Source organism: Paenibacillus sp. SZ31 (genome assembly GCF_012912005.1).
Taxonomy (GTDB): domain Bacteria; phylum Bacillota; class Bacilli; order Paenibacillales; family Paenibacillaceae; genus Paenibacillus.
This window is the reverse complement of the sequence record NZ_JABBEA010000001.1, coordinates 808,803-833,979: the sequence shown is the minus strand read 5'-3', so window position 1 is coordinate 833,979 and position 25,177 is coordinate 808,803. Positions and strand designations below refer to the sequence as shown.

At 45.1% G+C, this 25,177-nt stretch carries 27 protein-coding genes; 20 read left to right on the top strand and 7 right to left on the bottom strand.

The window, feature by feature from the left end; genetic code table 11:
• Nucleotides 1-177 precede the first annotated feature (177 nt).
• From HF638_RS03825 to HF638_RS03805, 5 genes are all read left to right on the top strand, one after another.
• Entirely contained in the window at nucleotides 178-324 is a 147-nt protein-coding gene (locus HF638_RS03825; protein ID WP_169478952.1) for a hypothetical protein, read from the top strand.
• Between the two features lie 108 nt (nucleotides 325-432).
• Nucleotides 433-1,212 carry a hypothetical protein gene (locus tag HF638_RS03820; protein WP_169478951.1) on the top strand — a complete coding sequence of 260 codons (780 nt, stop codon included), beginning with the start codon at nucleotides 433-435 and terminating at the stop codon, nucleotides 1,210-1,212.
• Nucleotides 1,213-1,350: 138 nt separating this feature from the next.
• On the top strand, nucleotides 1,351-2,031 hold the full coding sequence (locus HF638_RS03815) for a zinc dependent phospholipase C family protein (protein ID WP_169478950.1): 681 nt from the start codon (nucleotides 1,351-1,353) through the stop codon (nucleotides 2,029-2,031).
• Nucleotides 2,032-2,114: 83 nt separating this feature from the next.
• The gene (locus tag HF638_RS03810) at nucleotides 2,115-2,537 is read left to right on the top strand and encodes a YhfM domain-containing protein (protein WP_169478949.1); all 423 of its coding nucleotides are present in this window, start codon (nucleotides 2,115-2,117) and stop codon (nucleotides 2,535-2,537) included.
• A gap of 27 nt (nucleotides 2,538-2,564) precedes the next feature.
• Nucleotides 2,565-3,143 carry a GNAT family N-acetyltransferase gene (locus tag HF638_RS03805; RefSeq protein WP_169478948.1) on the top strand — a complete coding sequence of 193 codons (579 nt, stop codon included), beginning with the start codon at nucleotides 2,565-2,567 and terminating at the stop codon, nucleotides 3,141-3,143.
• A gap of 85 nt (nucleotides 3,144-3,228) precedes the next feature.
• On the opposite strand, the gene HF638_RS03800 is transcribed toward HF638_RS03805, so the two are convergent.
• The 5 genes from HF638_RS03800 to HF638_RS03780 all read right to left on the bottom strand — a co-directional run bounded on the left by HF638_RS03800 (nucleotide 3,229) and on the right by HF638_RS03780 (nucleotide 8,165).
• Nucleotides 3,229-3,552, bottom strand: a complete 324-nt coding sequence (locus tag HF638_RS03800) for a YxeA family protein (protein WP_169478947.1) — start codon at nucleotides 3,550-3,552, stop codon at nucleotides 3,229-3,231.
• A 14-nt stretch (nucleotides 3,553-3,566) separates the two neighbouring features.
• Nucleotides 3,567-5,495 carry an ABC transporter permease gene (locus HF638_RS03795; RefSeq protein ID WP_169478946.1) on the bottom strand — a complete coding sequence of 643 codons (1,929 nt, stop codon included), beginning with the start codon at nucleotides 5,493-5,495 and terminating at the stop codon, nucleotides 3,567-3,569.
• Nucleotides 5,492-6,271, bottom strand: a complete 780-nt coding sequence (locus HF638_RS03790; RefSeq protein ID WP_169478945.1) for an ABC transporter ATP-binding protein — start codon at nucleotides 6,269-6,271, stop codon at nucleotides 5,492-5,494. Before HF638_RS03790 ends, HF638_RS03795 begins: the two co-directional genes overlap by 4 nt.
• A gap of 167 nt (nucleotides 6,272-6,438) precedes the next feature.
• On the bottom strand, nucleotides 6,439-7,476 hold the full coding sequence (locus HF638_RS03785) for a sensor histidine kinase (RefSeq protein ID WP_169478944.1): 1,038 nt from the start codon (nucleotides 7,474-7,476) through the stop codon (nucleotides 6,439-6,441).
• 11 nt (nucleotides 7,477-7,487) lie between these two features.
• Entirely contained in the window at nucleotides 7,488-8,165 is a 678-nt protein-coding gene (locus HF638_RS03780) for a response regulator transcription factor (protein WP_169478943.1), read from the bottom strand.
• Nucleotides 8,166-8,490: 325 nt separating this feature from the next.
• Between HF638_RS03780 and HF638_RS03775 the strand changes: the two genes are divergently transcribed.
• From HF638_RS03775 to HF638_RS03740, 8 genes are all read left to right on the top strand, one after another.
• Nucleotides 8,491-8,988: a PH domain-containing protein gene (locus tag HF638_RS03775; RefSeq protein ID WP_169478942.1), complete on the top strand. Its 498-nt coding sequence runs from the start codon at nucleotides 8,491-8,493 to the stop codon at nucleotides 8,986-8,988.
• Nucleotides 8,985-10,547 carry a PH domain-containing protein gene (locus HF638_RS03770; RefSeq protein WP_169478941.1) on the top strand — a complete coding sequence of 521 codons (1,563 nt, stop codon included), beginning with the start codon at nucleotides 8,985-8,987 and terminating at the stop codon, nucleotides 10,545-10,547. Before HF638_RS03775 ends, HF638_RS03770 begins: the two co-directional genes overlap by 4 nt.
• 91 nt (nucleotides 10,548-10,638) lie before the next feature.
• On the top strand, nucleotides 10,639-11,415 hold the full coding sequence (locus HF638_RS03765) for a Cof-type HAD-IIB family hydrolase (protein ID WP_169478940.1): 777 nt from the start codon (nucleotides 10,639-10,641) through the stop codon (nucleotides 11,413-11,415).
• A 108-nt stretch (nucleotides 11,416-11,523) separates the two neighbouring features.
• The gene (locus HF638_RS03760) at nucleotides 11,524-11,694 is read left to right on the top strand and encodes a YHYH domain-containing protein (RefSeq protein ID WP_094030640.1); all 171 of its coding nucleotides are present in this window, start codon (nucleotides 11,524-11,526) and stop codon (nucleotides 11,692-11,694) included.
• A gap of 37 nt (nucleotides 11,695-11,731) precedes the next feature.
• On the top strand, nucleotides 11,732-12,394 hold the full coding sequence (locus HF638_RS03755) for an HAD family hydrolase (protein WP_169478939.1): 663 nt from the start codon (nucleotides 11,732-11,734) through the stop codon (nucleotides 12,392-12,394).
• A 72-nt stretch (nucleotides 12,395-12,466) separates the two neighbouring features.
• Entirely contained in the window at nucleotides 12,467-12,985 is a 519-nt protein-coding gene (locus HF638_RS03750; RefSeq protein ID WP_169478938.1) for an NUDIX domain-containing protein, read from the top strand.
• A gap of 58 nt (nucleotides 12,986-13,043) precedes the next feature.
• A complete protein-coding gene (locus tag HF638_RS03745) occupies nucleotides 13,044-13,622 on the top strand; it encodes a hypothetical protein (RefSeq protein WP_169478937.1) in 579 nt (192 codons plus the stop codon).
• A gap of 169 nt (nucleotides 13,623-13,791) precedes the next feature.
• Complete coding sequence (locus tag HF638_RS03740) at nucleotides 13,792-15,579, top strand: cellulase family glycosylhydrolase (RefSeq protein WP_169478936.1); 1,788 nt, start codon at nucleotides 13,792-13,794, stop codon at nucleotides 15,577-15,579.
• A 136-nt stretch (nucleotides 15,580-15,715) separates the two neighbouring features.
• On the opposite strand, the gene HF638_RS03735 is transcribed toward HF638_RS03740, so the two are convergent.
• Both HF638_RS03735 and HF638_RS28850 read right to left on the bottom strand, forming a co-directional pair.
• Nucleotides 15,716-16,672: a glycosyltransferase family 4 protein gene (locus tag HF638_RS03735; RefSeq protein WP_348982068.1), complete on the bottom strand. Its 957-nt coding sequence runs from the start codon at nucleotides 16,670-16,672 to the stop codon at nucleotides 15,716-15,718.
• Nucleotides 16,570-16,875: a hypothetical protein gene (locus HF638_RS28850; protein WP_348982064.1), complete on the bottom strand. Its 306-nt coding sequence runs from the start codon at nucleotides 16,873-16,875 to the stop codon at nucleotides 16,570-16,572. The genes HF638_RS03735 and HF638_RS28850 overlap by 103 nt, the downstream gene beginning before the upstream one ends.
• A 211-nt stretch (nucleotides 16,876-17,086) precedes the next feature.
• Here HF638_RS28850 and HF638_RS03730 point away from each other — a divergent pair, with 211 nt between their 5' ends.
• From HF638_RS03730 to HF638_RS03700, 7 genes are all read left to right on the top strand, one after another.
• The gene (locus HF638_RS03730; RefSeq protein ID WP_169478935.1) at nucleotides 17,087-17,656 is read left to right on the top strand and encodes a DMP19 family protein; all 570 of its coding nucleotides are present in this window, start codon (nucleotides 17,087-17,089) and stop codon (nucleotides 17,654-17,656) included.
• A gap of 26 nt (nucleotides 17,657-17,682) precedes the next feature.
• Nucleotides 17,683-17,967, top strand: a complete 285-nt coding sequence (locus HF638_RS03725; RefSeq protein WP_169478934.1) for a hypothetical protein — start codon at nucleotides 17,683-17,685, stop codon at nucleotides 17,965-17,967.
• Nucleotides 17,968-18,189: 222 nt separating this feature from the next.
• Nucleotides 18,190-18,645 carry a PTS sugar transporter subunit IIA gene (locus tag HF638_RS03720; protein ID WP_169478933.1) on the top strand — a complete coding sequence of 152 codons (456 nt, stop codon included), beginning with the start codon at nucleotides 18,190-18,192 and terminating at the stop codon, nucleotides 18,643-18,645.
• A complete protein-coding gene (locus tag HF638_RS03715; RefSeq protein ID WP_017689749.1) occupies nucleotides 18,645-18,962 on the top strand; it encodes a PTS fructose transporter subunit IIB in 318 nt (105 codons plus the stop codon). Before HF638_RS03720 ends, HF638_RS03715 begins: the two co-directional genes overlap by 1 nt.
• 29 nt (nucleotides 18,963-18,991) lie before the next feature.
• Nucleotides 18,992-20,110 (top strand): PTS fructose transporter subunit IIC, encoded by a 1,119-nt coding sequence (locus tag HF638_RS03710; RefSeq protein WP_169478932.1) that lies wholly within the window; start codon nucleotides 18,992-18,994, stop codon nucleotides 20,108-20,110.
• 248 nt (nucleotides 20,111-20,358) lie between these two features.
• A complete protein-coding gene (mngB, locus tag HF638_RS03705; protein ID WP_248277996.1) occupies nucleotides 20,359-23,037 on the top strand; it encodes a mannosylglycerate hydrolase in 2,679 nt (892 codons plus the stop codon).
• A gap of 52 nt (nucleotides 23,038-23,089) precedes the next feature.
• Entirely contained in the window at nucleotides 23,090-25,057 is a 1,968-nt protein-coding gene (locus HF638_RS03700) for a BglG family transcription antiterminator (RefSeq protein ID WP_169478931.1), read from the top strand.
• Nucleotides 25,058-25,177: the final 120 nt, after the last annotated feature.

Here is a 25,177-nt window from a genome sequence, read left to right as displayed (position 1 = left end):
AAAGTTTAGCTCCTCTTTATAAATCTTCCACCTTTAACATATGGTCTGGGAGATTTTTTCGTTTTTCAACCAATAAGCACGCTAAGCGACTCTCACATCTACCCAAAAAGTTAACTGAGGAAAAATATGCTAGAATAGGGAGTGAACATTTAAAAGAGTCAAATAGGAGGAATAACAATGATGATTACGATATTTCTAATGTTGATTAATGTGTTGTTGTACGGACTGGGTATATATGCGCTGATCCTGTTTATTAAACTTGCCCGACGCGGGATTCAGGCACTGGATATCTACCTGTATGAGAAACGCGGAGAACGTTTCTAACGTTCAGCAACTCATACTCGAACAGAATTATCATTTTTCTCTCAGTGTTTTATCTTTTCTATTCTTGTATGATTAACGCATCATTAGAGTAAAGAGAGGGTTAATAACATGGAGGCTTTTTTAGAGCAAATTAATGAGTTAAACGAGCTTCAGAAAGACTTGGTTAGCCTACATCCTTTGTTTGCAGAACATTATCCAGTGGTTGTAGCCTATGAAGCTTTATTATATATCTATGATTATTCGTCCAAAACGCAGCAGTATGAGTGGGTGAAGACAGTACCGGACGATTTATATATTCCAGATGAATGCCTTGCCGCAATGCCGGTGCATCATATGGACGGAAGAATGTGTGCAATTTTAACGGATGCAGCGTTCAAAGATCTGGAGCAGAAAGTCTATCTATTCCATGAATATGTTCATTGCTATGTATATGAGAAATATGATGAACGGATCGTAAACCGTCTTCAGATTAAGCACAAAATGGACCAACTGAAGCGCGTAACATGGGAACTGGATTATGAATTTCCGTATGCAGATGAAATCGTTGTGGAGCGGATTAACTCATTGTTGTCAGCTTTGAAGAGTAAAGACCTATCGAAAGTACAAACAGCTAGAAAGGTGTTGTTCCGTGCATTAAATGAAGAACAAGCCGAATACTGGAGCTGGCTGGAGTGGAACGAAGGTTATGCAAGGTATGTTGAGAATCTGATTCGGGCAAAATTTGGGCAGGAAAGCAATCATATGGGAGACGTAGCCCCGTTTAACCGCTTGATGTTCTATGAATGTGGGTCGGAATACATTAGTCTGCTTGTGAAGGAGCACCCAGAGTACCATACGGATCTGGAGCAGCTGTTTGACCGGATGCAATTGGAGAGAATACAGGGATAATCACGCATCTACGGTGAAAAAAGGTGGAACATAGCGGAGGCTCACTATTCCAGCCATTTACACGTTTCTCCAGTAGGTTATATCGTTTCTTTTCCTAAGTATAGTATGAATACTTCCCGATAAAAGGAGATCATCCCTATGCCGCTACCTATGCTTCATCTCAATATTGCTAATCGAATTGCAGACTCGCTGCGAATGCAGTCTGATCGAGGTTCATTCTATCTGGGGAATATCGCCCCGGATTCCATACATATGCGTGAAGGCACAACCAGAGAGGATAAGGAATACACCCATTTCAACCCAAAGGATGAAGGAGATCACGTTGGACGACTGCAGGAACTCTACTCATCTTATATGCAACAACTCGCCGATGAAGGATGGAAGTGGTTTGTGCGAGGATACTTTATGCATGTGCTGACAGACTATTACTGGTTCCGAAGTGTGCATCCTGAATTCGTCGAACGGGTCAACAAGGCAGACCAACATAGAGGCATTAGCAGATCGAAGGATGAACTGGCGCGTTTATATTACCAGGAGACGGACCAGATCGATTTTCATTTCTATCAAGGTTCAAGTTGGAGTGAAGAAGTGTGGCAGGTGCTCAACAGTTCACCAGGCTATGACATGACGAATCGTTTAACTGCCGATGAGATTATTCGCTGGCGGGACCACACATTTTCTTTTCTAAATGGGGAAGAACCGGGAATTACTCATGAGTTCATTACGGGTGAGAGGGTTCAAGCATTTGTGGAAGAGACTGTTGAGCGACTGATCTCTATGTTGTCTTCATGGGACCCGGAGTTACGTAACTGGATATGACTACAGAAAGTTAGTGCAGTTGTGTCATTAGATACTGTATTTATTACGTATCTATTCATTACTATGTCAGGGAGGCAGGTGGTATGGTGAAATATGTAGGTTTCTTGATGATACTCGTCATTGCTACGTTCATTACAGGATGTAGTCAACCGAATGAACCGGACTCGGAAGAAGGGCTTCCTGTGCTGATCACCTTAACCTGTAATCCAAACCTCACTTTGGAACCATGCCAAGATGTTGAGTTTGATCGAGCTGACGAGATTCGGATCATGATGGAGGCCATACATAAAGCTGAGCGTTTGCCGGGTAATCTCGATTATGACACACAGTACAACATGAGCATAACGAATGCGGATGGCGTGGTAACACGGTATGATTTTTCATTAGGAATGGATCCCAAGATGCAAGGCCTGTTAGTAAACCAGGAAGACACGTCTACTGGGTATAGTATATCCCTTGAGGATGCTAACCAATTAAGAAGATTGATTCAGCGACGTACAGATTAAGAAGGTATATGGAACGGAGAAGAACCTGTGGATGAAAAAATTACCATTGAACCTTTGACTCGAGTTGATGCGGATGCAGCGTGTCAGGTATTTGAAACAACGATCCCCGCAGCATTCGAACAGGAGGGAATAGGCTCGCTTCTAGATGATATCCAGCATGAAATAGCACATAAGAGAGCATTAATTCATACTGCATTGCAACCAAAGGCCAACAAAGAAGCAAATGTATTTTTCCTCGTGGCCAAAATGGACGATGTTATCGTAGGCACAATCTCGTATGGACCTTGTGGTGAGGAGATTCGAGAATGTACAGATCACCGGCTGAATGATATCGGAGAACTGGGTAGCCTGTACGTTTTGCCAGAGGTTCAAGGTCTAGGGATTGGTTCGGCGCTCATTCTAGCACTGGTTACTGAACTTCAGCGGCTTGGAATCAAACAATTCTGCCTAGATAGCGGCTATCAAATTGCACAGCAGAAGTGGCAACGCAAATTCGGTGAACCCTATGTCGTGGCGAAGAACTACTGGGACGAAGGAACAGATCATATGGTTTGGTTGTGTAGAGTGCAGGATTTTGCTGATAAAATAAACAGATGTAAAAGATGACCACCTGCTTGGCAACAGGAGTCATCTTTTTTATTGCGTTCATCTTGGAGAATCAACCTTGTTACATGTGATCATTCTTATTTCCTTATTTCGATGGCATTTCATTTTCAGCGATCAATTCATATTTTTCAGTATAGGTACCTTTGGCGAGCACTTTTAAGAAGGTGCCTTGATTAAGTGTACTGCTGGTGGTAAATACCACTCGTTTAATTTCTCCGCTTTCGGTGATTCCTTGCAGCCTATATTTATATCTACCGTTATCATCTACAGGTTCATCTTGAAGCTTAACATATACATATTCCTCTTTAATCATTGGATTAAAACGATCAAATGGCTCACGCATGAAGAGATAGAGGCAAGCAATCATAACAATTACAACGAGACAAGAAATGAATATCCTTTTTTTCATCATTTTCTTCCTTTCTATAGAGCATTGGTGACGATGTTTTTGTAATACCGGATGGTAACGACGGTGAACACTAGATAGATAAGAACATATACTGCCATACTTATGAGGATTGGGGTTAGCATGCTTGCTGCAAGGAGTATAGAGCTTACCTTCAAGGCAAAAGCAGCATGGGTTAATCCGATACCCAGCGGAATTAAATAAACAAAGAGCTGTTTACGGATAATGCCTTTCATCATATCGCTTACTTGAAATCCGAGTTGTCGCAGTGTCCGATAATGGTTTTTTTCTTGTTCAGCCTCTGTCATTTGTTTGAAATACAAAATACTTCCCGTTGAAAGGATAAATACCAAGCCTAAAAATCCGGCAATAAAAATGAGCAGCCCGAAGTTTTGACGCGATCCCTCGTAAGTGGAATAAAAGTCCCTGAGTAACAGGTCACTGTCTACACTCGTTCGAAAGATGTCCGAAGCGGTATCTGTTTTCTCACGATCTAATACGTTAAAAACCTCAAAATTCAAAAGTTGTTTGGATTCATCCTCCTGAATGCTGCTTCTCATTCTTTCGAAAGTTGCTTGAGAAACAAGTAATTGATAGCCATAGTTAATGTAATTCATCATATTGTTAAGCTTATACTTGGAGACGGTTAGTAGATTTGTTTCATCATTTGATGCGTATTGCACTTCTTTTGGAGATGAAATCTCCATTCCTTCTATAATGGCTCGCGAACTATGATAGATGGCTTCACCATCTTGGGGACGCTCAAGATCTACTCCAACCTGAGTCATCTGCTCTGCTGAGAAAAGCAAAAACGGTCTGTTACGATGGCTTGGTTTTGAATTCTGATTCTGATCCACCCATGCGCCATTAAATCGGATGGCATTCACTTGATAATGATCGAATTCAATCTGTGCATCTCTTAACTTATTTGATATCACAGCGGCTTCCTCCGGCATATTTTCCACTGCAAAATCAAAAGGCATCGCCAATCTTACATCCTTTTCGATGGAATAATATAAGGAATAGGAAAGAGAAATCATCGTAATCGTCATCGCAGACAATATCGTGATTAAGGTTAACGAATTGGCGTGACCTTTCATTCTGTGCATTAATGGTGCTACCGAAAGGCTATTAACCAAGCCGAGATTCCCATTTTGCTTTTTTCGATAAATATATAATATCCAGCTTATGGTTGTATGGAAGACTAAATAGGTTCCAAGTATGGTACTGACGAGAACGATTAACATCAGAAAAATGAGAGCATCTGCATTGTATCCAATAAAGGTAGACACATAATAACCAAATCCGATCAGACTTACGCCTGCTAAGCCTAAAATGCCTGAAACGATGCTTGGACGTTTGACAAAGGCCTCATTTTGATGAGTAGCCTGAAACAATTGCAGTAATGTACTGCGATACACCGTCCATATCATTTGTAAGGATGTAACCGCAATCAGGCAAGTAAACACAGCAATCGTTTGAATGAGTGCTTGGGTAGAGAAGGTTAAGCCAAACTTGGCATCAAGCCCTAACAGGTTTATTAACAGTAAGAGAAACAGTCGCGAGAGTAAAGTTCCAACTATCGTTCCGATCAATAAAGCACCTAGACCAAGAATCGTGTGCTCCAGGATCAGTACCCGAGCGACCCAAGCCTTGGACAAGCCAATTAACTGATACAATCCGATTTCTTGACTGCGCCTTCTAATAAAGATGTTTGTCGCATACATCGTAAACACAATCGTAATAAGAATGAGTAATATGCCTGCGATTTGAAAAGCCGTTGAGAAGTTCACGCTAGATTGAACCGTTTCAACAACGGTTTGATCATTTTGCAGGGTAGAAAAGATAAAATATAAACTTATGCTGAAAATCATCGCGAAAAAATAAAGATAATACATTTTGATGTTTTTCCGCATGCTGCGCATCACTAGTTTCCGTATGTTCATTTCGGGCTGCCCCCTCCAAGAACGGCCTGCATATCCAGAATGTCTTTGAAAAATGATTCTCTCGTTTTCTCTCCCCGGTACAATTCAGCAAATACTTTGCCATCCTTTAGAAAGACCACCCGGTTACAATAGCTAGACGCTAGCGGGTCATGAGTAACCATGACAATGGTGACTTGTCGTGACTGGTTGATCTCATGTAAATTCTCTAACAGATTGGAGGCTGCTTTGGAATCCAGGGCACCGGTAGGTTCATCCGCAAATACAAGCGAGGGCGAATGAATTAACGCTCGTGCCGCAGAGGTACGTTGCTTTTGGCCGCCTGAAATTTCAGTAGGATACTTATCAGCCAATTCATGAATGCCTAAAATCTCTGCAATCTCATTAAACTCATGTTCAGCTTCAATTTTGCTTATTTTTGTTAAAGACACAGGCAGCAAAATATTTTCTTTTACCGTTAATGTATCGAGCAAATTGTAATCTTGAAAGATAAAGCCCAAATGTTGACGACGAATATCGGAAAGCTGCCTATCCTTCATTTTAGAAATCTCGTGCTCATGTATAAAAATCTTGCCATCTGTGGCTCGGTCAATGGTCGCTAACGTATTGAGAAGAGTGGTTTTACCTGAGCCTGAAGGTCCCATAATTCCGACAAACTCACCCTCAGTCACTCGAAGATCAATTCCTTGTAACACCTGTTGAGCATTTCCCTTTGAACCATAAGATTTACGCACGCCCTCAGCATTTAAAACGGTTTTCGGTGTCATTTGATGTGTCATTCCATACACTCCAATCGAGTTGTTCTATATACAGTGTAGTTCTTTTAAACCTTCAGGTCGTAAGCTCTAGATGATAAAACAGGCTCGAATGTGATATTTTCGTCACATTGCAACGAAAAAGCAGTCAGGCTTTATACATATCCTGACTGCTTTTATGATTACCCGGTTTATAGTAAAGTTCGTCTAAGCATTTCAAACGGATTATCACTCGTGAATACCATCGAAATAGATGTTCCTTCTCCAACAGCCGAATCAACTTCAAGTCGAACATGTAACTTCTTGCATATTTCTTTTGCAAGATAGAGTCCCATTCCAGTCGCTGAGTTCTGTATCCTCCCATTTTCGCCCGTAAAGCCCTTATCAAATATGCGAGGCAGGTCATGTGCCTGAATGCCAGGTCCTTCATCTTTAATGGTTACGATCACGGACTCATTTTCATGGAGACCCATGTGAATGAATAGTTTTCCATTGGTTGGACTGTACTTAATCGCATTCGTTAAAAACTGTCTTATCACAAACCTGCACCACTTTTTGTCCGTGTACACGGCAGACACCGTATTCGCCGTCAAATCAATGGATATATTCTTTTCCATGCACCATGTGGATAGCTCACGAATCTCTTCTCTTAGCAAATCTTTCACTTCCAGCTTTTCGGGGAGTAAGTCGGAGTCCAAGTTGGCTAATCGCGAAATGTATAGCTGTTGATCAATTAATAAGTGCATTCTAAGCCAAGACGCATTTAACCTTTGAGCTAGCTCATTAGAACGATGAGCATCAATGGTTATCTTCATCGCTGTGAGGGGTGTTTTCATCTCATGAACCCATGAAGCAAGATCCGTATGTTCCATGAGTTGGCTAGACTGTTCCTCTCGCCGCTTGTTTTGATAATGTTGATGAATGTTTTGTAAAAGAGTATAAACCATTGGGTCAGGAAAAGAGCTGTGAGGTTTGGGCACATCTTCAAACCAGCCCTCTCCGACATCATCAGAAAGGGTGCGAAGGGATTTATAATAGGCGGTTTCCTTGTTATACCTCCAAATAAAAAAGCTCAAAGTGATAATTAGGAACAACGAATTTAGATAGATGAGAGAATGAGGCTCCACACGAATGCCACTATCCAATTGTATTAAAGCATTGGTGAGCAGAAGTAGTAACCCAATCAAGACAATCCAACTTTTTTTATACATGAGATAAGCGATAAACAATGGGGAACCTCCTAAAGAGTAACGGCCATATACCCCAGACCTTTTTTAGTCACAATCCCATCAGCTAAGTTGAGACAGGAAAGCTTTTGACGTAATCTTGTGATGTTGGCTGTGAGCGTATTGTCATTGATGAATTGATCATCATCCCAGAGCATTTTCATCAGTTCATGACGTGAGATAATTTTATTATTGGATTTAACTAAAACGGATAGTATAAAAAATTCATTTTTTGTCAGGCCAATGGTTTGCCCATCCTTATGAATTTCACCGCTTTTTAAATCAAGAATCGCTTGATTCCACTCCAAGACATTGGAGGAAGCCTCTTCATATGTATAGGTTCGACGAAGAATAGCCTGTACCTTGGCGATCAGTACATCCATATGAAAAGGTTTAGGAACGTAATCGTCCGCCCCTAAGTTCATCGCCATCACCATATCCATCGGATGATCTCTTGATGAAAGAAAGATAATAGGAACTTTGGACACGGCACGTATTTCTCTACACCAATGAAAGCCGTCAAACTTGGGAAGCTGTATATCAATAATCACTAAGTGAGGTCGATGATCTACAAAGGAATCCATCACATGTGAAAAATCAGTAGGACTACTTACCTCATATGACCACTGATTTAATCCTCCTCTAAGCGCTTCCAAGAGGAGAGAGTCATCCTCAATAATAAAGATATTCATATTCAGACATATCCCCTCCTTCAGATGCCACTCCAGTATATCAACGGACAGTTCGAATTACCAGAACGACAACTTCGTACCCTACAGCATTCGATCAGGAAGGAATAGGCTCCTTTTGTGTGAAGTACAGGATTATGTAGTAAACTGAAATGAACAAAAGAGATGACGACCTGAACTGTACAGGGGGCGAAAAGGCGGTAAAAGATGCACCTCAGCGAGTTTTGAGACACGCCCTAACGGAATCTTTCTGCATCGATCGTGGACGATTGTTCGTACAGTGTATCATGTGTGTGTTTATGTACCCGAGGAAAAAAGGAGTGAACATATGTCAATGCAGTGGAAGCCACCCGAGCAACGGTTATCTCCTCATGCAGTAAACCTGTGGAGAATTAGCGCTATCATATGGAATATGATAGGTCTTCTGATACTTGCCGTACTGTTAATACTTGACTCCATCTATGGATGGAAGACGTGGATTGGTTGGATTTTGTGGGGCGTTACGGCCATATCTGTGCCTTATGCGGTGTGGGATATTTTCATCCAGCCTTCATGGTTATACAAGCGTTGGTACTATGGTGTGAATGAGGAGTTCCTGCAACTGAAGCACGGGGCACTAACCAAGGTACATCAGATCATCCCTATGGCGAAAGTGCAATCGGTTACAACGAATCAAGGACCTTTGATGCGAAAATATGGACTTTATTCCGTATCGGTGGGCACGATGGGTTCATCCCATGATATCCCGGCATTGCCGGAGGAAGTAGCGCTCGCACTCCGTCATCAGATCGCATCTTATGCGCGGATTAATGAGGTGGATGAATGATCGATATGAAACGACATCACCCATTAACCATGCTGTGGAGCTTATGGAAACTGGTGAAGAATTCGTTCGCGATCATCCTGTTTTTGTTTGTTTTCCGTCAGGGCTCAGAGTCCCAATGGCTCTTCTATGGAAGGATTGCCTTTTATGCAGGTATTTCCATCGGTATCGTGTCGATCATCTGGAAGTGGTTTACCTCTCGTTATACAGCAGATGATACGGCTTTTCATATCTATAGTGGTGTGTTCAACCGTACTCGTAGAACGATACCGTATACCAAGGTCCAGAATGTGAATCGTCATACGACAGTGTTTCATCGCTTGTTCCGGGTAACGTCAATTCGATTCGAGACTGGAATCAAGGGAGAAGATGCTACTTTTCAGTTACATGTTGTTTCACTTTCCGAAGCCGAACAGTTAGAGAAGATTGTAGCAGGTTACATGGCAGAAGACGCAGAAACAGTAGAAGCAACAGAGGAACCTGTTACGTTGGATGCTGTTGAGTCCATGGAAGAGGGAGAGGTGCAATCTGAACCTGTTATAACGGATGAAGTGATGTCTTCACCTGTAAAAGAAAAACAGGAACGGATTGTTCATTATCATTCCACCCGGAAGGATATATTCAAAGCCTCTTTTACTTCGCTTAGTTTTCTCGTACTTATTCCGGTTCTGGGCACGCTTTATTCTTGGGTGAAAGATTTCTTCCCCGATGAAGAAGTAACCGAAAGTCTATTATTAACCTGGCTCGATTCCTGGTGGATTGCCGGTTTGATGATTTTAGTTTTATTGATCATATCTATTGCTCTGGGTATTGTCAGAACCTTCGTGAAGTATGGAAATTTCCAGATCACCTCGGATACCAAGCGGATCTATATTACAAAGGGCATGATGGAGCAAACGTCATTTTCAATCCTGAAAGAGCGAGTCCAAGCCGTGAAGATCACACAGTCTCCGATGAAAAGGCTGCTTGGATTAGCGGAAGTAGAACTGACCACCGCAGGTAGTCTGGGAGAATCCGCTCAGGAGGTAAACTCACTCTATCCCTTCTTGCCTGTGAAGCAAGCCTATACGATGATAGAGGAGATCCTGCCATCCTATCGGGTTACGCAGGAAATGGAAAGACTTCCGAGAATATCATTATGGTTGCGCCTGCTTAAACCAAGTTGGGGATGGATCATTATCACGGGTTTACTGTGGTATTTCAAACCATTCGTGTTAGGACAGAAGCATGCCTGGTGGATGATTTCGGCGATTCTGTTAGTATGGATTGCAACATGCAGATTGGTGGACTTTTTCCATACCAGATACATTCTGAATCAGAATTTCATTCAACTTCGGACCGGCGCGCTCACATCAACCCTCTTCATCTCCAAACGTGAGAAAGTCATCGAAGTGCAGATCACCCGTAATGTGTTACAGCGTTGGTTTGGTGTTGCTTCCATTCATACGGTAAACCGTGCCAAACCTGTTCTACATCATCGGGCACATGACATCCCCCTGGATACGGCGGAGTCATTTCAATCATGGTACATGGGACGTACCCAAGATGTTCAGACCCGTTAAACACAAGAGCAAGTGCAGGAAGACCGCATCAGGTTATTCTGTGCTTGCTCTTTTTACTTGAATACTTTTATAACAGAGGAGGAAGAACATTTTGATTAAAGCTGTGTTCTTTGATGTGGACGGTACGTTGCTGAGCGAAATAGATCGGAGTTTATCACCGCGTACAGCCGAGTCGATCCGGGAATTGATTCGTAAAGGCGTTCAAGTCGTACTTGTCACAGGCAGGCCCTATAGTTTATGCGAAGAATTCAGAAATCTCGGAATCGATACGATCATTTCGGCCAACGGAGCATTGATTAAAGCGGGTGATGAAGTGATACATAAGTCAGTTCTTTCTAAACAGATGGTTAGAGAATTTAGTGAGTTTGCCGAGTTACACGGGCACAGTATTTCATATTTTACCGAGTCATTTGAGATGAACGGGTTGTGTACAGCAGATGGTCGTGTTACTAACGCCTTAAGAGATACGCTTGGACTGTTGAATTCCCCGCAGAAAATCAGCACGTTGGAACAGGACGTATATTGCATTTGCTTATATGCGGATGAAGAGGAGACGGAGAAATTCCAAGCCAGATTTCCTTCCTTACGATTCGTGAGATTCCATCCGTACGTAGTGAATGTGCTGGAAGCAAGTGAAGTCAGCAAATCTGTAGCCGCAGGGAAAGTTCTCGACTACCTGAAGATATCCAGAGAGGATACAATGGCCTTTGGCGATGGGGAGAATGATGTGGATCTGCTAGAGTATGCGGGAATCGGAATTGCGATGGGAAATGGTGGAGAACGAATTAGACAAAGCGCCGATTATGTTACCCTGCGGGCAAGTGAAGACGGAGTCACCCATGCGTTGAAGCAATTTAAAATTTTATGAGATGTATGCAATAAATAGATGAAGGATATCCCAATTGTGGATTTTCATGTAGAATGATATAGCACGTATTAAGCCCTAAAGCATAGGGTGTTTATCGAAGGGTGACTTATGAAAAAGGTTGTTATCGTAATCCTGTCTCTTGTCGTACTTGTTGGTGTATCCTCTTCCGCTTATGCTCATCCAGGCAGACTGGATAAGAACGGTGGACATAACTGTTCAGCCAAATCCAAACAAAAGGGCCTGTGCACGGGTTATCACTATCACAAAAAGAAAAAATAAGCACGGCTTCACATTCTTGAACTGGGGGAAAGAAGCGATGGATCATATTAAAGCGGTTATTTTTGATTTGGACAATACGATTCTGAACAGAACGACGACCTTTGACGGCTTTACGCAGCGTTTAATCAAGACATATTTTGGTCATCTTGAGTCAACCGAAGGTATAAGTAAGCGAATTATTGAACTCGACCAGGATGGTTATAAGGACAAATCCCTTCTGTTCAACGAGTTGTTGCATGAACTGCCTTGGGCAGAGCATCCGCCACATGCAGAATTGATGGAGTTCTATGGCAGAGAGTATGTGAGAAGTTCAGTTTTGATGGAACAGGCGCGAGAAGTCGTTCAGCATCTTCGGGGGAAATATCGAACCGGGTTAATTACCAATGGGCAGACCGATATTCAGTATGGGAAAATCGATCAACTCGGTATCCGGGAGGATTACGACCATATTATTGTTTCAGAAGAGGCTGGAGTCAAAAAGCCTGATCCTCGGATATTTCAGCTTGCACTCAATCATTTCGGTCTCACTCCCGAGCAATGCATTTACATTGGCGATCATCCGGTGAACGATATTCAAGGAGCGGCAAGCGTTGGCATGAGTACGATCTGGATAAAGGTTAACCAGCCATGGCAGGACAGCATTACGACAGGTCCGTTACATACGATTGAGCATCTAAGTGAGCTAAAGAGACTGCTTTAGAAGACGGGTTATATAGACAAGTAAATTCAATATCACAGTTTGGAAAGCGAGGTACATATGGAGATTAGACAGATGGCTACAGCGTTTTTGAGCAATGGCTCAGACATGTTGATGATGAAGAAGGCAGGCAGCAGACTATTTGATTTTGAATTCTGGGGTGGCATTGGCGGGCATCTGGAACAAGGAGAACTGAACACGCCTATGACCGCCAGCTGTCGGGAGATTGAAGAAGAGACTGGATTCAAGCCAGAGGATGTCGAACGCTTTCGGCTTCGATATATTTTGTTAGAGGTCAGTGGTGGTGAGATTTGGCAGCAATTTGTATATTTCGGAGAGACGAGGCATCGACGGTTTGTACCCTCGGATGAAGGGGAGTTGTTCTGGATACCGCTGGATGAGGTGCTGGATTTACATGCGTCTATTTTGGTCAAAGCGACACTTAGGCACTATTTACAACACCCTGAAGTGGAGGACATCTGGATTGGCAACGTACAGAACGGAACAGACCTAAAGGGTACTCCACAGGTAATATGGAACAAAATGCAGGAAACGATATCATTTGAGCCAAGGAATGCCCCGCAAATTTTCTAATTTGATACGAATAAACGTTTGAAAATAGTAAGCGTCTTCATTGGAGGAGAACTCTGCGATGAATTCCCAACCTCAGCGACCGAAAAGCCAACTGTTCAGAGGAATATTGCTGCTGATACCAACAATCCTGCTCTTATTTGTACTATGCCAACTGTTCCCTTATACAGGAATCTTGGTCATAGTCGTGTTTCCTATCATTGTTTTGATGAATGCAGCCCTGATCTACGCTATGATGAAAAAAACAGGTAAGAATCACGCTCGGTTAACCAAGCGTAGATATGTACTAACCCAATTGCTGACGATGTGTCTGGTAATCGCACTCTTTCCTCAATCATCGGGGACACATATTGTGGTTCAGGCCACAGATGGATTTAATGCTATACAGCATTTGGAAGACATCAGCTTAGATGATCTCAAACTGAAGAAAGACAAGAGCGGCTATGTTATCGGAGACTCGAGTGAGAGATATGTTGCAGCCTTATATAAGTTTCGACACGAGATTCCTATGGATGGGTCATTTCACATCTATGAGAGAGATGGTAATCCAAAGTTTGATCCAGTGATTACTGAAGTGGGGCAGATTCCTGATAAATTGTCGGGTTTTCATAAAGTCATGTGGTGGGTTTTGGATCTATAAAATATTTTAAAATAATCTAAAAAATTCCAACATTTTCTGACATTTTATAGTATATTAAGAGTGTTCGGGAGGTGAGTGATGAGATAATCCATGTTGGTGATCTGTTCGGCTTCTATGTGTCTACATACCTTGTGAATAGCTTAACCCATCCCAAGAAGGAGGTTTTGTTATGAAGCGTATTGGAAACATGTTTCGAAAAGCAATGCTGTTCTCTCTGTCATTAATGCTGGTGTCTATCGTGTATTCACCTCATCCGGCTTCAGCTGCAAGCGGGCCTGTCAAAGGATTTAATGTAAGCGGTACCAAATTATTGGATGCTACAGGTACACCTTTTGTCATGCGTGGGGTGAATCATGCCCATACCTGGTTTAAGAATGATCTGCAAGCGGCTATTCCGGCCATTGCTGCCACAGGTTCCAACACCGTGCGTATCGTATTGTCCAACGGTAGTCGCTGGACGGCAGATTCACTGGCGGATGTGGAGCAGATTCTGGCGCTGTGTGACCAGTACCAATTAACCGTTATGCTGGAAGTACATGATGCCACCGGGTCGGACAGTATTGCGGAACTGCGGAAAGCCTCGGATTATTTTATCAGCATCAAAGATGCCCTGATTGGCAAGGAAGATCGCGTAATCGTGAACATTGCGAATGAATGGTACGGATCATGGGAAACCGCGGTGTGGGCGGATGGATATCAACAAGTGATTCCTGAACTCCGTCAGGCAGGCATCAAGAATACGCTTGTCGTAGATACCGCAGGTTGGGGGCAATACCCTACAGCGATTTTCAATCGTGGACTGGATGTGTTTAATGCGGACCCACTGGCAAATACCATCTTCTCCATTCATATGTATGAATACGCAGGCGGCGATGCAGCAACAGTCAAAAGCAACATTGATCATGCGCTGGCGATTGGCGTACCTGTCATTGTAGGCGAATTCGGATTCAAGCACACCAGTGGTGATGTGGATGAAGCGACGATCTTGAGCTACGCAGAGCAAAAGGGAGTCGGCTGGTTAGCCTGGTCTTGGTATGGTAACGGTGGCGGTGTAGAATACCTTGATCTGAACAATGGTCCAGCAGGTTCCCTGACCGATTGGGGACAGACGGTGGTCAATGGACCGAACGGTACGCTAGCAACCTCTGCATTGAATACGATCTATACAACCCCTGGCTATCAGCCGGTGCCAGATAACGATAGTGGGGGAGTTGTCACGATCCCGGCTGCGCCGACAGGCGTAACAGCCATGCCGGGGAATGGACAAGTAGCTCTGAACTGGAGCGCATCTCCCGGAGCAGCGAGTTATATTGTACAGCGTGCGACAACGAGCGGAGGAACCTATACTGATGTAGCTACGAATGTGAGCGGCACAACCTACACCAATACGTCTTTGACGAATGGAACCACGTACTATTACAAAATCAAAGCCGTGAACAGCGCGGGTACCAGCCCAAGCTCGGTACAGGTGAGTGCGACACCGCAGGCGGGTACAACCACGCCAACTTCCAATCTGGTTCTGCAATATCGTGCCGCAGATACCGATGCAACGAATAATCATATCAAACCCTATTTTAATATCAAAAACAATGGTACCTCCGCTGTTAACCTGAGTGGTCTGAAGATCCGTTATTACTTCACGAAAGACGGCTCCGAGGGGTTAAATACGGTTATCGATTGGGCACAGATCGGAGCAGCCAACATCACGGCCAACATCGGAAGTATCACGGGCACGAATGCAGATACCTATGTCGAGATTGGTTTCACTTCGGGTGCAGGTTCTCTGCCAGCGGGAGGTCAGACGGGAGACATTCAGCTCCGTATTCACAAGGATAGTTGGGGCAATTTCAACGAAAATAACGACTATTCCTTCCGTCCGACGCAGACTTCCTATGATGTGTGGAACAGGGTAACTCTGCATCAGAATGGCAACCTGATTTCCGGGGTCACACCTTAACGTTCAGCGTATCCGCTATTCAGGCTGACCGTAGCAACGTGTACATACTGCGGCAGCCTGAACGGGCGAACCATTTTAACTTTGCAGAGACAGAGGCGGTTGTTATGGGTTGTTGAAAGAAACTGATTTCGTCAGACTAGGCTGTGATAATTCGATCTTTCGTTCGTCTGTTCCGTTGTTCAATAGCTTCACCATAGTCCCCGATCAGTGTATCAAAAATATGCTCCCACGACCGCTGCTCAGCCAGTTTTCTGCCTTCCAGTCCCATCATCCTCAATTGGTTCCCGTGATTTCCCCAGAGACATATCTCCCGAATCAGTGCATCAGCCTGACCTGGCTCGAATAACACACCATTGCGGTTAGGGGATACCAGATCCTTTACACCTCCGGCATTGGCTGCCACCACTGGAAGTCCTGAAGCCATTGCTTCCAGCACCACATTGCCAAATGTCTCCGTAGAGGAAGGAAACACAAACAGATCTGCCGAAGCATACATAACAGCAAGTTCTTCGCCATGCATATATCCTGTAAAGGTGACATTCGATGGGGTTTGTGTACGCATTTTGGGGAGAGATGGGCCATCGCCAACAATAATCCAGTGTACTCGGGACTGCATTTCCTGTGGCAACTGCTGCATGGTAGTCGTGAGCGTAGCGATATCTTTTTCCGGGGCAATGCGTCCAACGTAGAGTAAAATAAGGGGAGCGGTGATCTGATATCGTTCACGGATATCCGAGCTGCGTTTATCAGGGGAGTACAGGTTGCAATCAATCCCGCGGGACCAAAGCTTCAGACGCTGAATGCCTTGAGCTTGCAGGGTGTTCAACGTTTCCTGCGATGGGGTGAGTGTTGCATCACAGGCACGGTGGAACCATTGGATATATTTCCAGTAGAGCGGAATCATGCTTTTCAACCGGTAGTATTCGAGATAACGATCGAAGTGGGTATGGTAGGAGACAACATGCGGAAGATGATGTTTGAGTGCATACCTCAGGCCAAGCAGCCCCATATTAAAAGGCGTGGCGATATGCAGCAGATCGGGCTGAAAGGCTTGTAGCTGCTTGTGCGTGTTTGCTCTGTTAGGTAGAGCGATACGGCATTCGGGATACAGAAAAAAGGAATGTTAGCAACCGATCTGACTTGAGTCTCATAGCTTCCTTCAATGACGGAGTTCGGAGTAAACAGCAGATGTTCGATTCTTTTGCGGTTCAGATGGTTACTCAAGCGGTGGAGCGTGCCAGCAACACCATTGGTTTCCGGAAGATAGGTGTCTGTGAACAAGGCCAGGCGCATCATTACCCCTCCCAAGACTCGTGATGCCAAGATCATAACAGCGGAACATTTTCCAGAGGTCAAGTGCACGTTAACTTGACGATATTCCCTGTAAATTTGATAACAAAATAAGCAATGCCAACTTCCACAAGTTCAACTTATATAGCGTATTCTGCTATGATGTAATAACGTGTCGGCGTATATTTAGACAGAGAGATACAGGAGGCAGAGAAAGATGAACAAGTTACAAGAAGAACTGCAGGAATTGTTACCACTTGATCAGCTTGAGGAGATGTCAGGTGAAGAAGTGGTGGGGGGGATTGCCATGGACCTTTATCGGGCTGAATTTGCGACGATTCGAGAGAGTGGACCAGATCTTCCGCAAGTATTGCGAGATACCATTCTAATCATCGATCTGGATACCGAGTTGTCCATGAACGGGATGACCGGTTTCCTTGAGAATGCCAGCGGGCAGTATCTCGGTGAGACAATAGCAGCGATGGAGCGGATCGGTAATGAGGCTGATACCGTGATCCTGAAGAAGATCGAGCAGATCTTGTCCGAAAGCGGTGTAACGCCCGGGCAATTACGAGATAATGTGAATGGCCTGTCCGAAGATGACATCACGACAAGTCTGCAAACACATGGAGAACAGATTCATGAGGTATTGAAGCAAATTGAGCTGGAAGCCGGCAATATAAGCATGCAATCGGATAACGAAGAAAGTTTCGACCTGTTGTATCAGTATGTGGATGCGAATAAAGATCGTCTGAAACAGGAGATGCAGCAATTCTTGTCTAATTGAATGGGAAGAGGAGACAAATGACAAACATGAACAAAAGATTAGCGATGGAATCCGTTCTGGTTACCCTTTTATTCATCATCGGTTTTGTAGCTTGGAATGTCGTTCAAGGCATGATCATGACCATGAATTACGTACCTGATCTGACGAACATCGCTTCTTCGGGTACCCCATTGCAATCTAAGATTGCTTTTGGAAGCCGTGTTCAATGGGATACAACATCCATGATTATGGCTGTTGCCGGATTCGTTTTGCTCGCCGCTGCATATTACGGTCTTCGATCAGGAATGCAGCGCTGGACACAGCGTTCATGAAGTATTGTCGGCTTAAGCCCCACGTTCAGTGAACTTACGCTATCTCTGTAACACACCAATTGCAACTGCCCTGGGTCTATTAGACTCAGGGCTTTTACTATGGCTAATGTTTTTCCGCTTCGAAGGGGAAATTTTCTAGATCCAAGGTCAAGGAAGAATCCGTTACAATGATCTTGTAAGCGCTTATCGTTTTGGATAGAGAGAGGAGGAGAGACAGAGATCATGATTACAACCAATCAAATTTATCTCGATCAGACATTGCATAGCAAAGAGGACGTATTTGATTTCATATCTGCGGAGGCAGAGCGTTACAGCATCACTACAAACCGTGTTCAACTTGCGGCTGATTTGTGGGAACGCGAACGTGTCTACTCCACCGGACTTCAGGATCACTTTGCGATTCCCCATACCCAGAGTGAAGTTGTAACACGTCCGGCGGTGATGGTCATTCGATTGCAGGAGCCCATTGATTGGGAATCACATGACGGCAAGCCGGTAAAATATATTTTTGCCATCCTTGTGCCTAAAGGTCATGTAGACGTATCCCATCTGCAAATTATCTCTTCACTTGCCACCTTATTGCTGGAAGATTCATTCAAAGAGGCCATCGCAGAAGCGGTGCAGCCGGAAGATGTATATACGTTGCTTCATCAATATACGGAAGGACTGGTGTCATAATGAAAATCGTAGGTGTAACGTCATGTATCGCAGGTCTCGCCCATACCCCGATGGCCGCCAAAGCATTGGAGAAAGCAGCTCAGCAACTGGGATATGAGATCAAAGTGGAACAGCAGGGAGCTATGGGACAAGTCAATAAGCTGACGGAAGAAGATATTGCTGCAGCAAATTTTGTGCTGATTGCAGCGGATCAAACGGTGAAAGACATGGATCGGTTTGGAGACAAAAAAGTCGTGCGTGTCAAAATTGGTCATGCCGTAAGTCAGGCAGAAGCGGTATTAACCAAAGCCGTTGAGGCTGTGAACGCACAAGCTTAACCCCACCTTCCACATGAGGAGAGAGTACGATGAGAAAATGGTTCGGTGAAGCAAAAACACATCTAATGACAGGTATCTCCTATCTGCTGCCGGTCATTATCGCGGGTTCCCTGGTCGTTGCCATCTGTAAAATTATTGCACTATCGATGGGCATTACCGATCTTGATCCGTACAAAGATGGAAGCGGATTCTTGCATGTTTTATATCTCGTGCAAAATGTAGGATGGAGCGGCATCGGATTGTTGACAATTGTCCTGTCCGGTTATATTGCGTACTCCATTGCCGACAAACCTGCGCTGGCCGCAGGTCTGATCGGCGGAGTGCTGGCACAGCAGACCAACGCCGGTTTCCTCGGCGCGTTGATCTCAGGCTTCTTTGCCGGGTACATCACCTTGTGGGTTAAAAACAAAGTCAAGATTACAGGTCCGGCCGCTGGCTCGGTACCGTTAATCATTTTGCCGCTGATTACTGTCGGTTTAACCGGATTTCTGATGGCAGTCATTCTGGGTGGCCCGCTGGGCGCACTGAATGAGTATCTGATTGCTTGGGTTCAAAACATGAGCCAGAGCGGAACGAATACCGTTGTGCTTGCGATTATTCTGGGAGCGATGATCGGATTCGATCTCGGTGGACCCGTCAACAAAGCCGCCTGGATGGCAGGCAACGCCCTGTTCCTGTCCGGTGTCTATCTGCCGAATATTTTCATTAACATTGCCATCTGCATTCCGCCACTTGGTTATGGTCTGGCAACATTGCTGATGAAGAAACGTTTTTCCAAAACGTATCAGGAAGCGGGCAAAGGTGCAGTGATTATGGGCGTGATCGGCATCACGGAAGGTGCAATTCCGTTCACACTGCGTAACCCTGCCAAAATGATTCTGGTCAACATGTTTGCCTGTGCAACGGGTGCTGCCCTGACTGCATTGCTGGGAGCGCATATCATCATGCCACCGATCGGCGGCTTATATGGAGCTGTATCGGTAGGTACCCCAATCGCGTATCTTACCGGAGGCATTGTCGGTGCACTGATCGTAGCGGGGGGCACCATGCTGGTGAACTTCCGTGATGAAGAAGAGAAACAACCTGCCAAGACTCAGGAAGCTTCGGTGAAGAAAAACGGGGAAGAAATCGAACTCGTTTTTGACTAAAAGTACATGTTCAAAAAGATCGGTTTTCAGTATCGAGAAGATGGGATGAAGGTAGAAATGGAGTAGCGGAGCATAGGGGAAACTACGTGAGCAACTACAATGTTTCCGAAGGAAACAACCTTCGTAAGCATCCACTTATTTCGGCTGAATTCCATCTTCGACGCTGAGGATGCCAACAGGCATCCCTCGTAATCAAAAGCGGACTTTTTTGAACAACCTTTAAAAAGCATCTGGAGGGATATAGAGATATGAGTGAGAGCAATCGCACCAAAGTACATGTGATTCCACATACACACTGGGACCGGGAATGGTATTTTACGACCTCCCGTTCCAAAGTGTATCTCGTCAAACACGTCAAGGAAGTATTGAATGCACTGGAGAATATTGAAGGATTTCATTATTACCTGCTGGATGCACAGGGCTCGCTGCTGGATGATTACATCCGCTGGTGTCCCGAAGATGAGGAACGTATCCGCCAACTGGTTTCAGCCAAACGACTGATGACTGGACCCTGGTATACACAGACGGATCAATTGGTGATTTCCAGTGAATCCATGGTCCGAAACCTGTATTATGGTATGAAAACAGCACAAAAGTACGGACATGCGATGAAAGTCGGTTATGTTCCGGATGCATTTGGACAATCGGCACAGATGCCGCAGATCTATCGCGAGTTTGGCATTGAACGTTTCCTGTTCTGGAGAGGCGTTTCAGATAATACAAATCCACATACCGAGTTTACGTGGGAAGGATCGGACGGCAGCCGTGTATTTGCTGTACAGATGCCATTCGGGTATTACTACGGCGGTAACATTCCGGAAAATGAGGAAGATCTAATTCCTTATCTGGAGAAACAGATTGGTGCGCTGGAACGCAAAGCCTCGACCAAACATATCTATTTCCCTAATGGGTTTGATCAGGCACCTGTGCGATTGAATCTGCCGGAGTTGATTGAACGGTTCAATGCACTGGATACAGAACGCGAATATGTCATGAATGAACCGGAGCGTTTTCTGGCGGAGATCGAAGCGGATAGTCAGGATCTGCCTGTACTTCGGGGTGAATTAATGGAAGCCAAGCACATGCGGATTCACAAGTCCATTTTTTCCACCCGTGCGGATCTCAAACAACAGAATAACCGGATTGAGAATCTGATTGCTAACACGCTAGAACCGGTACTTGCGATTAGCCATTCTCTCGGGCATGACTACCCGCATCGCATTGTGGAGGACATCTGGAAGCTGTTGTTTGAGAATGCGGCACATGACAGCATCGGTGGCTGTAACAGCGATACAACGAATCAGGACGTTGCGTTCCGTTACAAACAGGCCTATGATATCGCACTGAATTTGCTCGACCTGCATATGCGGATGATTGCTTCAACGATTCAGCAGGAGGAGACATTTGCGTTCACCCTGTTCAACACGCTACCGTATGTGCGAGGCGGGGTTACGGAGATTGAAGCTTATATTCCGGAAGAATCCTTTGTGATTCGGGACACGAAGGGACGCGAGCTGGCCTATACCATTGTGGAAAAAGTAGACCAGACCGATTATGTGCTTGGACAGCACATCGATCTCAATCCAAGCCGCAAAGTGCATCTGCCGGAACGGGTATATCGCGCCAAATTGCTGGTGGATCTGCAAGAGATCCCGGCAATGGGCTACACCCAGATTGTGTTTGATTTCAGTCAGGGCGCTGCACCTGTCATGGAGCGACGTAACGGAGACACGATTGAAAATGAACATTTCACCGTTGCGCTGCAAGCAAACGGCACCTTGCAAATTACGGACAAGCGATCAGGCCAAGTGTATGCAGATCAAATGGTCTTTGAAGATAATGGGGATGACGGAGATTCCTACAACTATTCTCCACCTGAGCGTGACCTGATTGTTTCTTCCGCAGGCACCCAGATGAGCACAACGACCACCCAAACGTCTGTATCCCAGACACTGTCCCTGCGTTTCACGCTGGATGTCCCCTACGATCTGGAAGAGCGGGCCGCAGGCATCACATCGGGTGCACTGCCAATGCAGGTGGAGATATCCCTTCGCAAAGGAGAAAAGCTGATCCGCTTCCACGTTCAGGTGCAGAATGAAGTGTTCAGCCACCGTCTGCGTGTCCTTTTTGATACAGGAATTGCTTCCGCCCTATCCATTGCAGACCAACCGTTTGGTGTGATTGCTCGTCCAACCTCATTGCCAGAAGTGGACGTATGGGAGCGCGAACAATGGCAGGAGAAACCGATCACGATTGAAGCGATGCAGAGTTATGCTGGGTTGAACAACGGTTCCCATGGTATGGCTGTGATGACGGAAGGTGTACGTGAATACGAGATTGTTGGTGAGCAAATGGATACCATTGCCCTGACCTTGTTCCGTACGTTCGGTTTCATGGGTAAGGAAAACCTGTTGTATCGTCCTGGCCGGGCTTCCGGTGAGAAAATTGTAGCAACACCAGACGCGCAATTACTTGGCGAGCTTTCCTTTACCTTTGGCCTGCATATCCAGACTTCGGGTTTCGACGAAGCGAATGTAGCTCGTGCTGCGCGTGAATATTTGACACCGATCAGCAGTTATCAGCTATGTGACTTTTTGAACGGACGACTGATCTTTGCTTTCCGTGATGAGGAACGTGTGCTGGAACGTGATTACAGTCTGATGTCGTTCAGCGACGATTCCAACGTGGTGTTAAGCAGTTTCAAGAAAGCAGAGCAGAGTGAGGGTTACATTGTACGTGTCTTCAATCCATATTTGGCGCAGTCTGCAAACGTGAACATACACTTTAATCAACCTGTACATGCAGAGCGTGTATCTCTTGGTGAACAACCACTGGAGCCTCAGCAGAGGTTAACCGAGGGAGAAGAGGTCGTTCGTTTGCCAGAACTTGCACATTGTAAATTAATGACGGTACTTGTATCCATATAAGGTGAGCTTTAGTATGACACAATCCTGATCAGAAGGGAGGTCGGATATCGGTATGATTTTTCCAACTAAACGGTTGAAAAAGCTGTTCCACCTCATTCATGGTGAAGGGCAGGAACAGGCTTGGACGAGCCAAGCACTTGCAGACAGGCTGGAAGTTACGGTGCGTACTATTCGGGATGATCTGAAAAAGTTGGATCATATCCTTGCTGGGCATGGTGGGAGCCTGGAATCCAAGCGTGGGCGGGGTTATTCCATTCGTGTGCATGATGCGAAGCGGTATAATGAGCTGTTGGAGGAACGGAAGGATGATTTGCAAAAAGGTGCGCCAGTACCTGGTTCGCCTGATGAGCGTATCCGTTATGAATTGTTCAAGCTGCTTGGTGAACCGGGTCATATTAAGATGGAAGACCTCGCTGATCAGCTGTATATAAGCCGTGCAACAATGAACAATGATCTGAAAATCATTCGTCAGATTTTGGAGAACTATCAGCTTCAGCTTCAGATCAAGCCAGGACATGGTGTGAAGGTCGTCGGAGACGAGCAAAGGTTCCGCTATTGCCTTGCCGAATACGCCGATGCGCGAGATGAAGAACTGGGACCGGAAGGCATGACTGCTGCACAGGAACGTTTGCTGTATCCAATTGAACCCGCGCACATCCGCGAGATCGTCATTCGCCATGTAGGCAAACAGAATGTTCGTATTGCAGATGTGGCACTGAAAGATCTGATTACGCATCTGGCTGTTATGGTATTGCGTATTAAACAAGGGCATGAACTGGAGCGATTCGAGAAAGTGGAGGCGAATCCGCAGGATCAACAACTTGCACAACAGATTATTCAGGATCTGGAGTCGTTATATTCCATTCATTGTCCAGTCGGAGAGCGAGATTATCTGTTGCTTCATATTGTTAGTAAAAAAATGACCGCTACCGATTGGAATGGACTACGCAGTGACCCATTATATGTTGCTGTACAGCAGATGCTGGGTCATATCTATGATCGGTACACCTATGATCTGCGGGATGATGAACGCTTGCCGAATGATCTCTATGCCCATCTGAAGCCCATGATTACTAGATTAGAACATGGTATGAATATGCGGAATCCACTGCTGGGACATATACGTAAATATTATCCACTGGCCTATGAGATTACGATCAGTGCAGTGAAACAGCTACAGACATACGTACCTCATGAAATCAATGACAGCGAGATTGGTTACCTGGCTCTTCATATTGGTGCAGCATTGGAACGTAAATACCAGATTCCTCATCGCAAACGGAAATCCGTATTGCTCGTCTGTGGGTCAGGATACGGCACAGCCCGTATTCTTGAATCCAGATTACGCTCTTTATTTGCCGAGCTGGAGGTCTCACGTGTAGTTTCGTTAAGGGAATACGAGGAGATGGGGAGTGTCCCCGAAGACTTGGTCATTTCCACGATCCGGTTACGGGAGTCAAAAGGCAAACCGTCGGCTGTCATTGCTGCAATTCCATCGGAACGCGACATGGCAACGATCACTCATCTGGTGCGAACCAGTGATGAGCAGGAGGAAATGACGCTGCTGCGTTACTTTGATCCAGCGTTGTTCGTATTTCGGTCCGATCAGCCTGACAAAATGACACTTATGGCTGAGATGAGCGGGGCACTGCTGGAGAAGGGAATTGTAACGGAGCAATTTTGGCCAGCTGTGCAGGAGCGGGAAAAAATGGCTTCAACCGCGCTTGGAAGAGGTATGGCGATTCCGCATCCGATGGAGCTGAGTTCAACCCGGACGACCGTATCGGTATGTCTGCTCGAGAAGCCGATTCCGTGGGATGAGGAGAATGAAGTACATGCTGTATTTATGTTATCCATCTGCAAAGAGGATTACGAACAGGCGATGGGGATCTATGATCTGTTTGTAGAATTGATCCGACAGGAGGAGCAGCTGGAAAGCCTGCGATCCTGCGGCAGCTTCGATGCCTTTGCCCAACTTGTATGCGAAACGTTGAGTCTAAAAAGTACCGAAGTGTATTAATGTATAAGTTCACTAAGGATAATTTCACTGACACTCCGATGACAGAATAACCTTCCGATCGCTGTTATCCCCAGATTTTTCTGATCCCCTTTTCGAAAGGGGAAAACCGTCCTTCATCAG

Excerpts from the sequence above, each read along its gene's own strand:
- HF638_RS03725 (WP_169478934.1), top strand. The coding sequence starts at position 17,683 with ATGAACAAAAGATTAGCGATGGAATCCGTTCTGGTTACCCTTTTATTC.
- HF638_RS03780 (WP_169478943.1), bottom strand. The coding sequence starts at position 8,165 with ATGAATATCTTTATTATTGAGGATGACTCTCTCCTCTTGGAAGCGCTT.
- HF638_RS03730 (WP_169478935.1), top strand. The coding sequence starts at position 17,087 with ATGAACAAGTTACAAGAAGAACTGCAGGAATTGTTACCACTTGATCAG.
- HF638_RS28850 (WP_348982064.1), bottom strand. The coding sequence starts at position 16,875 with ATGATGCGCCTGGCCTTGTTCACAGACACCTATCTTCCGGAAACCAAT.
- HF638_RS03825 (WP_169478952.1), top strand. The coding sequence starts at position 178 with ATGATGATTACGATATTTCTAATGTTGATTAATGTGTTGTTGTACGGA.
- HF638_RS03750 (WP_169478938.1), top strand. The coding sequence starts at position 12,467 with ATGGCTACAGCGTTTTTGAGCAATGGCTCAGACATGTTGATGATGAAG.
- mngB (WP_248277996.1), top strand. The coding sequence starts at position 20,359 with ATGAGTGAGAGCAATCGCACCAAAGTACATGTGATTCCACATACACAC.
- HF638_RS03760 (WP_094030640.1), top strand. The coding sequence starts at position 11,524 with ATGAAAAAGGTTGTTATCGTAATCCTGTCTCTTGTCGTACTTGTTGGT.
- HF638_RS03770 (WP_169478941.1), top strand. The coding sequence starts at position 8,985 with ATGATCGATATGAAACGACATCACCCATTAACCATGCTGTGGAGCTTA.
- HF638_RS03710 (WP_169478932.1), top strand. The coding sequence starts at position 18,992 with ATGAGAAAATGGTTCGGTGAAGCAAAAACACATCTAATGACAGGTATC.
- HF638_RS03790 (WP_169478945.1), bottom strand. The coding sequence starts at position 6,271 with ATGACACATCAAATGACACCGAAAACCGTTTTAAATGCTGAGGGCGTG.
- HF638_RS03820 (WP_169478951.1), top strand. The coding sequence starts at position 433 with ATGGAGGCTTTTTTAGAGCAAATTAATGAGTTAAACGAGCTTCAGAAA.
- HF638_RS03740 (WP_169478936.1), top strand. The coding sequence starts at position 13,792 with ATGAAGCGTATTGGAAACATGTTTCGAAAAGCAATGCTGTTCTCTCTG.
- HF638_RS03810 (WP_169478949.1), top strand. The coding sequence starts at position 2,115 with ATGGTGAAATATGTAGGTTTCTTGATGATACTCGTCATTGCTACGTTC.
- HF638_RS03755 (WP_169478939.1), top strand. The coding sequence starts at position 11,732 with ATGGATCATATTAAAGCGGTTATTTTTGATTTGGACAATACGATTCTG.
- HF638_RS03795 (WP_169478946.1), bottom strand. The coding sequence starts at position 5,495 with ATGAACATACGGAAACTAGTGATGCGCAGCATGCGGAAAAACATCAAA.
- HF638_RS03815 (WP_169478950.1), top strand. The coding sequence starts at position 1,351 with ATGCCGCTACCTATGCTTCATCTCAATATTGCTAATCGAATTGCAGAC.
- HF638_RS03700 (WP_169478931.1), top strand. The coding sequence starts at position 23,090 with ATGATTTTTCCAACTAAACGGTTGAAAAAGCTGTTCCACCTCATTCAT.
- HF638_RS03720 (WP_169478933.1), top strand. The coding sequence starts at position 18,190 with ATGATTACAACCAATCAAATTTATCTCGATCAGACATTGCATAGCAAA.
- HF638_RS03775 (WP_169478942.1), top strand. The coding sequence starts at position 8,491 with ATGTCAATGCAGTGGAAGCCACCCGAGCAACGGTTATCTCCTCATGCA.
- HF638_RS03745 (WP_169478937.1), top strand. The coding sequence starts at position 13,044 with ATGAATTCCCAACCTCAGCGACCGAAAAGCCAACTGTTCAGAGGAATA.
- HF638_RS03715 (WP_017689749.1), top strand. The coding sequence starts at position 18,645 with ATGAAAATCGTAGGTGTAACGTCATGTATCGCAGGTCTCGCCCATACC.
- HF638_RS03800 (WP_169478947.1), bottom strand. The coding sequence starts at position 3,552 with ATGAAAAAAAGGATATTCATTTCTTGTCTCGTTGTAATTGTTATGATT.